Source organism: Caballeronia sp. RCC_10 (assembly GCF_041360715.1).
Classification (GTDB): domain Bacteria; phylum Pseudomonadota; class Gammaproteobacteria; order Burkholderiales; family Burkholderiaceae; genus Caballeronia; species Caballeronia grimmiae.
In genome coordinates this window covers 1-7361 of record NZ_JBFUPT010000070.1, presented here as the reverse complement: position 1 = coordinate 7361, position 7361 = coordinate 1, and the positions used below count along the sequence as shown (strand labels likewise).

Below are 7361 nucleotides of genomic sequence, written 5' to 3'. Positions count from 1 at the left end.
CCGATGTCAAATCCGGTTTGCGCAACGTTGACAGCTTGCATCGCGCTGGCCCTCGCAACTTGTCCCGTCCCTAAATTAGCGATCTGAGGGAGACCGCCTGACACCAGATCATGCGGAGCAATGTAAGTGCCATCGTGCGTAGCCGACTGCCCAAAGTGCAGCGGACAGTGGTCTTTATCGTCGACGATGTGAATTGTTCGAGAGTGTGGGGAATTCAGTAAGCAAAGCGTTCCTCGGGTAATTCCAGATGTTCAAAGGCGGACAGGGGGCATAACTTCAACGGCGTCTCGGCTCCGCGCCGTCGATATATAGCGGGTCCAAGGCAGATCGGACCTTGCGGATCCTTGCCAATCGGATCTTCGTCTGATTTATACATCGGTCTCGGCGTCTGGAGTGGGCCAGACACCTCCCGTACTTGCCACGGTCAACACTTACCTCTGATGACCGAGACTGGGATCAGTAATCGGACCTTTCGTCTAAGGCTTGTACTCCTAAGGTAATATAATCCGTCGTAGGAATAGGAAATGCACGCGCGTTTTCCATGGCAGGCGAAGCTGGCTTCGAAAGTGATCGCGGCGAACCTGGGCGTTCCATACACGTTTTGGCGGCGTCATGGGATCTTTAAACTGGGCGCGATGCTGGATCCGAATTACGCTCGAAGCGTCTACGAGCATCACGTTGGTCACGCCAATCCGACGGCGAAGACGCTTCTGGAACTCGGGCCGGGCGACTCTCTTTTCACAGCGGTCTACGCATATACGCGATTCGAAAGGAGCGTTTTGATTGATGCAGGACCATTTGCCGAAACCGATCCGCATCCATACATTGCCTTAGTTGACCAACTCCGCAGCAAGGGCGAACGCATGCTTGACGTTCCAGAAGATTTTTCATGGGCGAGCTTGCTTAGCGCGCTTCACTGCACGTATCTAACAGATGGCGTCGCCAGCCTTTCCGAGTTGAATGACAGCGAGATGGATTTTTCATTTTCGCACTCGTGTTTGCAGCATATTCCGTTGGACCAATTTAAAATGCTCGCACGCGAGCTATACCGCGTAACCGCGGACGGGGGCACTGGCTCGCATCTACTGGACTTCCGCGACATGCTTGCTGGGAGCCTGAATCATCTTCGCTTCTCGAGTGCGACATGGGAGAGTAGTTTCGTAAAGAATACAAACGTTTATACGAACCGACTCAGGCTGGGGCAGATCAGAGAAGCGTTCGAAGAAGCTGGTTTTAGAGTTGAGATTCTTGAACAAAAGCGATGGGACGTATTGCCCGTCTCCAGGGCCCGCTTGAATCGAGGATTCAGATCAATGGAGGACGAAGAACTGCTTTCGTACGGCGCCCATCTCTTAGTCCGTAAGCCGTAAAGCGGCGAGAGAGCGTTCCACCGTAGGGGGAGAGCCGGCTTGGGTCGGCGATCGGCATGGAGTGGTCGGGCCATCGTCGCGGCCACTCTCCGCGTCGATCTTGGTCCACCGACATTAGCACCGATCGATCGTCCGATGTACGTTCGGAAGCCGCCAGCCACGGCCGCGCAGGCTGGTCGGCTGAATTGGGTCATGGGATAGGGGTAGGAAACGGCCGCCGATCCGAAGTACCTGGGTGCCGAGATCGGCTTCCTCACGATCCTGCATACGTGGGGACAGAATCTGCAGCATCACCCTCATGTGCATTGCGTAGTGCCGGGCGGCGGCCTCTCCCCGGACGGCGAGCGCTGGATCGCCTGCCGTCCCGGCTTCTTCCTGCCCGTTCGGGTCCTCTCGCGCCTCTTCCGGCGACTCTTTCTCGAACAGCTGTGTCGCGCTTACGACGCCGGCGGGCTCCGCCTGCACGGTCAGTTCCAATCCCTGAGCGATCCGTCGAATTTGCAGCCTGGCTTGCACCCGCGGCACGGGCGGAGTGGGTGGTCTACGCCAAGCCGCCCTTTGGCGGCGCGGAACACGTGCTCGATTACCTGGGCCGTTACACCCATCGCGTGGCCATCTCCAACAACCGGCTGCTCGCCTTCGACGGACACGCCGTGCAGTTCCGCTGGAAGGACTACCGGCACGACGCCCGGCACAGCACCATGACGCTCACGGCCGACGAGTTCATCCGCCGCTTCCTGCTGCATGTGCTGCCCGACGGCTTCAAGCGCATCCGCAGCTACGGCTGGCTCGCCAACTGCCACAGGGCGCAGCGCCTGGCTATCTGCCGGCAACTGCTCGGCGTCGACACGCCCGCCGCCGAATCACCCACCATCAGAGAAGACTACCGCGACCGTTACCAGCGGCTCACCGGCAAATCACTGCGCGACTGCCCCGTGTGCGGCAAGGGCAACATGCTTCGCATTGAAGGTATGCCCGGCAGCCTCCCACGAGCCCCGCCAGGTCCCGACCATGCGCTTTAGTTGCCACTGCACCCGTTTCCAGACACGTTTGCCTTTCCCGGCGAGGCAAACGCGACCGGACTCGTGTCTTCGATCCGCGAACGCGCCAGAATATCTCAAAACAACGGGTTATGGGCCTGCTAAGGCTTCCTCTCCTTCATCTCTCGTCAGCAAGGCTTCCACCGATCGCTGGAAATCCGGTTGCGGCTGCACGTCTTGGACATCAGAAATAACCGCGGTGGTCATTCAACGCCCATAGCGGTCACCGCCTGCGGAGCGGCTTAGCACAAATGGTTTTTTAGTTACCGATCGCGGGATGATCGCGGCCGGCTCCGTTATGCCGCCGCGGCCGCGATCGCTAACCAAAAAATCCTCTGCTTTATGGAAAGCTTCATATAAGGCCGACGAAGCGCCGGCGACAACGGCGAACGAGAGGCCGTTGCACTCCGTCAAGAGACGTTCGACGTACCGCATGTCGAACGGCAGATGGGGGTCGAAGAGCGACCGCTGCGCCGCGCGCACAATCGATCTCCCTTGACTGAAGAGGAGGTTGACATGGAAACGCTCAATTCTTTCAGCGCTCGTCGCGTGCCATGGAACAAAGGGAGGTTGACTGGCCAGAAGCCTCCGTTGAAACTGCGTGAAATATGGGCGATTCGGACGAGACTTCAGATGTCATCCAACGTTCGCGAGTTGGCGCTGTTCAACTTGGCAATCGACAGCAAGCTTCGGGCATGCGATCTGACGCGACTGCAAGTGCAGGACATCTGCATGGGAAGCCACGTGGTCTCACGAGCGACGTTCATGCAGCAGAAAACCCAACGACCGGTGCAGTTCGAAATCACCGAGCAGACTCGACAGAGTGTCGCAGCCTGGATCTCAGCGCGGGGGCTGAGGCCAGCCGATTATTTGTTTCCGAGTCGGCTGCATGCGTCGGCGCCCGTGTCGACACGGCAGTACGCTCGCATCGCCCATCGCTGGGTCGCTTCGATTGGACTGGATGACGCGGCGTACGGCACCCACACGATGCGCCGCACGAAGGCATCGTTGATCTATCGGCGCACCAAAAATCTTCGGGCGGTTCAATTACTTGTAGGCCATACAAAGCTTGAAAGTACAGTGCGTTACCTCGGAATTGAGGTTGACGACGCGCTCGAGATGGCCGAGCAAACGGAGGTCTGATAGGTAATGGCCGGCGAGCGGGCGCTTGCCGGCCATCTACGGACGTTTGCCCACGCTTTCACTCGGACGTTTAAGTGTCGGCTCCGCACCAGGGAGCGGCCCTTCGTGCGCGGGAACATGTCTGTGGTGTCGTCGGCCACACCGGAGCTACGTGACTTCCAGCAGGTGGGGGTTCGCGCGCTGGCTTGCTGCGGTCCGCACTACCGCGGAGATCAAGGTAATTTCCGGCGTGTTGTAATGGATCGAATGGGAAGTGCTCCGCTTCCGGCGGAAGCGCTTCCCGCGCGATCCCCCGAAGGCTTGCTAGTCGAGAGATCAACAATACGGGCTCCCGCTATCTTTAACAGTTGCTGAAAGTCAGGTGAATCCAGGATGAGCTTGCCCGCAGCGGCGCGCAAGCGGTCAACCGCATCGGCGGGGAGCACAAACGATGTCGGCAATTGATTGAAGTAGTCGCGCTCGGCCTTATCCTTCAAATCCTCAAACGCCACGTGGATGACATAGATGTCAGCATTGGGTACGTTTATAAGCTTGGCCAGCTTCGGATCCTGGTTCTTTCCCAACGCGAGGGAATTGCCTATTTCGCGCATGGCTGTCCATCGGGCGTCGATGTCCTTCAGCAGTTCCACCGATTCACTGGAATAGCGGTCGATTGGCACTCCGGTCGCCTTGCTCAGGATAGCGAGCGTGCTGGGCGGGTTTTCCGAAGCGTTCCAATTCGTTGACGGCGTGGACACCGAATTGACCACGAAGATGATGACTCTCCGCACGTGATCGAGTGGCGTTGGTTGGCCTGCCAGTCGCAACGCCTCGAACGTTTCAAGGATGTCCAGGACGCCACGAAGGCCGAGGTTGTCGGCAACGGCGCCGTCCACAAGATGAAAATATCGGTCTTCTTCGGCATCATCGAGTTCCCGCAGTTCCTGAAGGCGCTTCAGCAGGCGCCCGGCCGGCCTTGGTGGCTTGTAGGTATGCGTAAACTGCCGAATCCAGTCGGGTTCGTGGTATCCGCAGCTACCACCGTAGTTGTTGATCGTGATAGGCGACAGTGCGACAGGCACGGCCGACGACGCCGCAGCGGCGCGAGAAAGCTTGAACGGGCCAAGCTCCGCACACATGACGTCGAAATTCTGCTGCAGGAAAACCACTCGTGATCCAGTAGAAAGCTCCGTCGCGCCTACCGCAATGGCCGGCCCACCCGCGCGATCGAGGTCGTCGAATGTGGCGCCGTTGAACAGTATTTCGTCATACAGTTGCGCCGCCAGTTCGGAACGCCCCCAACCTGTGGAAGATAAGGCAGGCCAGTTAAAGGGGTTCAGGATTCGCGCAACCAGCTCACCCTGCACGTCGCGTTTGAGGAAGCTCTTCTCGTAAATGTCGAACAATTTCTCGCCATACAACCCATATGCCAGTGCGGTTAAACTGCCACCCGAGACGCCAGTGATCACATCGACTTCGTCCAACAAACGGATCTGTCTGCCCGACGCGGTAACAACCTGGATGCGCCGCAGTGTTTCAGTACCCCGTAGGAGAGTGCGGCGGCACGAGTACCTCCGCCGGAGAACGCCAGAACGACAAGGTCTTGCTGGTCGCCTCGATTCTGGTCCAGCTTTTCGAATGGAGGCCCTTCGGTCGGGACATATTGAATGATCGGTGGATTAATAGGCCGTGTTGCACAGCCGCCGAGCAGCAGCAACGCGACAATGAACAACAGCGATATGCGCAGAAAAGTCATGTGTCGGTCCGTAGGGGCAACTGCGCCCCCTGGATTGGCCGATATGCGCGCGCAGGGGATATCCGGGCAGACCAGCGGCGCCGCCCTTTGGCGCCCACCGGAGCGCAGTACCGTGCCAACGATACAGCCACAATACCTGCTGCACTCACAAAGATGTATAGGGCTACGGTGCAATTCATGGCCGGAGAGTTGGCCGTCGTGGCTGAGGTGGCCGACTGATTGCCCTATGACAGTTATCCTGCTGGTTGGAAGATTCCCGACCGAACGAAAAGAACCGGCAAGACTAACGAGAACCAAACGAACCGAGAATAACGGTGCAAAGGATGGGCGATTGACCGGCTCAATCGCGGCATTGCACACGGCAAGGCATGCAGGGTGTAGGCTAACTTGTTCAGGGGCAACGGGAACAACGCGCCTGATCAAGGACTCCAGACGTGCGTCTCACGACGGCGCTCAAGGCGAAGTTCTACACTGCGGACCAGAACATCGAACGATCCGAAAGCTGTTCCCATCGATCGATGCGTTGCCCCCGCTGGTCCATGCGCGGGACCCGATGCGCCCGGGCGCTATCGTGTCACCGAGTGGAACGCTCACCGCACAGGCACCTGCGCAAGGAAAACCGTTGAAGCGCGTATTCATCGCCATGCTGGCCCCGCTCCTTCCTGTCGCGACCGGATTGGGGTGCGCTTGTTCTGCTTTTCACCCTGCCTGTCGAAGCCACCTGGATTCGAGGTGGCATCGCAACCGTCTACGCGTTGGTAAGCCTCGCCGTGCTGCTTTGGCTTCGGCCGCCTTGGCGGGCGATTGCAGTCTGGAGCACGGGGCTCGTTGCGATCCTCGTCTGGTGGAACATGCTTCAACCCAGCAGTGACCGCGAATGGCAGCCAGATGTCGTGAAACTAGCATCGTTCGACTTCGATGGAGGTTACTTAAGGGTCCACAATCTTCGCAACTTCGACTACCGCACAGAGACCGACTTCACACCTCGCTACGAAGACCGCACCTTCGATCTCTCGAAGCTTCGCGGACTGGACATCTTCATGTCCTACTGGGGCTCGCCTGCCATCGCGCACACCATCATGAGCTGGGATTTTGAAGACTCGTTGCCCCTTGCGATCTCCATTGAGACCCGAAAGAGTAAGGGGCAGGAGTACTCGGCCGTCAAAGGATTCTTCAAACAGTATGAATTGATCTATGTGGCAGCGGACGAGCGTGACGTTATCCGGTTGCGGACCAACTACCGTGGTGAGCAGGTATATCTCTATAGGCTCAAGGTGACACCCGAGCAGGCGCGGGCGCTATTGATGGATTATGTCGCGACCATGAACGCGCTGGTCAAAACGCCGCGGTTCTACAACGCACTGGTAAACAACTGCACGACGAGTATTCATGGCCACGTCAAGAACGCCATCGCGGACGCGCCCCCCGTCGACTGGCGGCTGCTCGCAAACGGCTACGGGGACGAGATGCTTTATGAGAACGGCAATATCGATACGCGACTTCCCTTCGATGATCTGCGTCGGCGCAGTCACATCAACGCTCGAGCGAAAATCCTTGATCAAGATCCGGGTTTTTCACAGGGAATCCGGGAAGGGTTGCCAAACCCGCGACACGTTTCCAGACAGCCGATTGGGCAGTGAGAATCATAATGGCCTTATGGAGAGGCTTTGCCTGCGAAGCGCCGAGCCCGTCCGGAGTGCACCGAAGCGCGCGGGTCGCGGCCTGCCAGCTTTCCCTTTGCACGGTAGTCCTTCCAGCGGCACGTCACGCCGCGCTCATCGAAGGTGGCCTTTCGATTGGCGCGCCGATCCCGATGTGGAAACGACTGACTGGAGAGCCCTTCGCGGGAGAACTGCACACCGGGTTCGGAGGGAGGGGACGGCGACTGCCGTTTCCTACCCCTATCCGTCGGGCCATGAACGGCCGTTCGGCCAGCAACTCGATCGGACACCCGAAGGTCCGCTACACCTGGGAATCGAACCTTCGCTGCTCTCTTAAAGGCCAGTTCAAAAAGAGCTCGGAAGGGCTGTTTACTTTTCTTCGAAACGGTTAACCTTGGATGCCTGAACAACG

General features: G+C 58.4%; 5 protein-coding genes and 1 pseudogene. 4 read left to right on the top strand and 2 right to left on the bottom strand.

From position 1 onward, the window contains the following. Positions 1–524 precede the first annotated feature (524 nt). The 3 genes and pseudogenes from AB6804_RS31125 to AB6804_RS31115 all read left to right on the top strand — a co-directional run bounded on the left by AB6804_RS31125 (position 525) and on the right by AB6804_RS31115 (position 3553). Positions 525–1370 (top strand): hypothetical protein, encoded by an 846-nt coding sequence (locus tag AB6804_RS31125; RefSeq protein ID WP_370889727.1) that lies wholly within the window; start codon positions 525–527, stop codon positions 1368–1370. Between the two features lie 213 nt (positions 1371–1583). Next, positions 1584–2392 (top strand): annotated as a pseudogene (locus AB6804_RS31120) (transposase); the annotation flags it as partial. A 534-nt stretch (positions 2393–2926) separates the two neighbouring features. Then, on the top strand, positions 2927–3553 hold the full coding sequence (locus AB6804_RS31115; RefSeq protein WP_370889726.1) for a tyrosine-type recombinase/integrase: 627 nt from the start codon (positions 2927–2929) through the stop codon (positions 3551–3553). A gap of 212 nt (positions 3554–3765) precedes the next feature. On the opposite strand, the gene AB6804_RS31110 is transcribed toward AB6804_RS31115, so the two are convergent. Next, the gene (locus tag AB6804_RS31110) at positions 3766–5016 is read right to left on the bottom strand and encodes a patatin-like phospholipase family protein (RefSeq protein ID WP_370889725.1); all 1251 of its coding nucleotides are present in this window, start codon (positions 5014–5016) and stop codon (positions 3766–3768) included. Further along, positions 4998–5288 carry a hypothetical protein gene (locus AB6804_RS31105; RefSeq protein WP_370889724.1) on the bottom strand — a complete coding sequence of 97 codons (291 nt, stop codon included), beginning with the start codon at positions 5286–5288 and terminating at the stop codon, positions 4998–5000. The genes AB6804_RS31110 and AB6804_RS31105 overlap by 19 nt, the downstream gene beginning before the upstream one ends. 755 nt (positions 5289–6043) lie before the next feature. Here AB6804_RS31105 and AB6804_RS31100 point away from each other — a divergent pair. Beyond that, positions 6044–6928 (top strand): DUF4105 domain-containing protein, encoded by an 885-nt coding sequence (locus tag AB6804_RS31100; RefSeq protein ID WP_370889723.1) that lies wholly within the window; start codon positions 6044–6046, stop codon positions 6926–6928. Positions 6929–7361: the final 433 nt, after the last annotated feature.

Bases quoted from the DNA above. Each gene is read 5' to 3' on its own strand.
- AB6804_RS31125 (WP_370889727.1), top strand. From the start codon at position 525: ATGCACGCGCGTTTTCCATGGCAGGCGAAGCTGGCTTCGAAAGTGATC.
- AB6804_RS31115 (WP_370889726.1), top strand. From the start codon at position 2,927: ATGGAAACGCTCAATTCTTTCAGCGCTCGTCGCGTGCCATGGAACAAA.
- AB6804_RS31105 (WP_370889724.1), bottom strand. From the start codon at position 5,288: ATGACTTTTCTGCGCATATCGCTGTTGTTCATTGTCGCGTTGCTGCTG.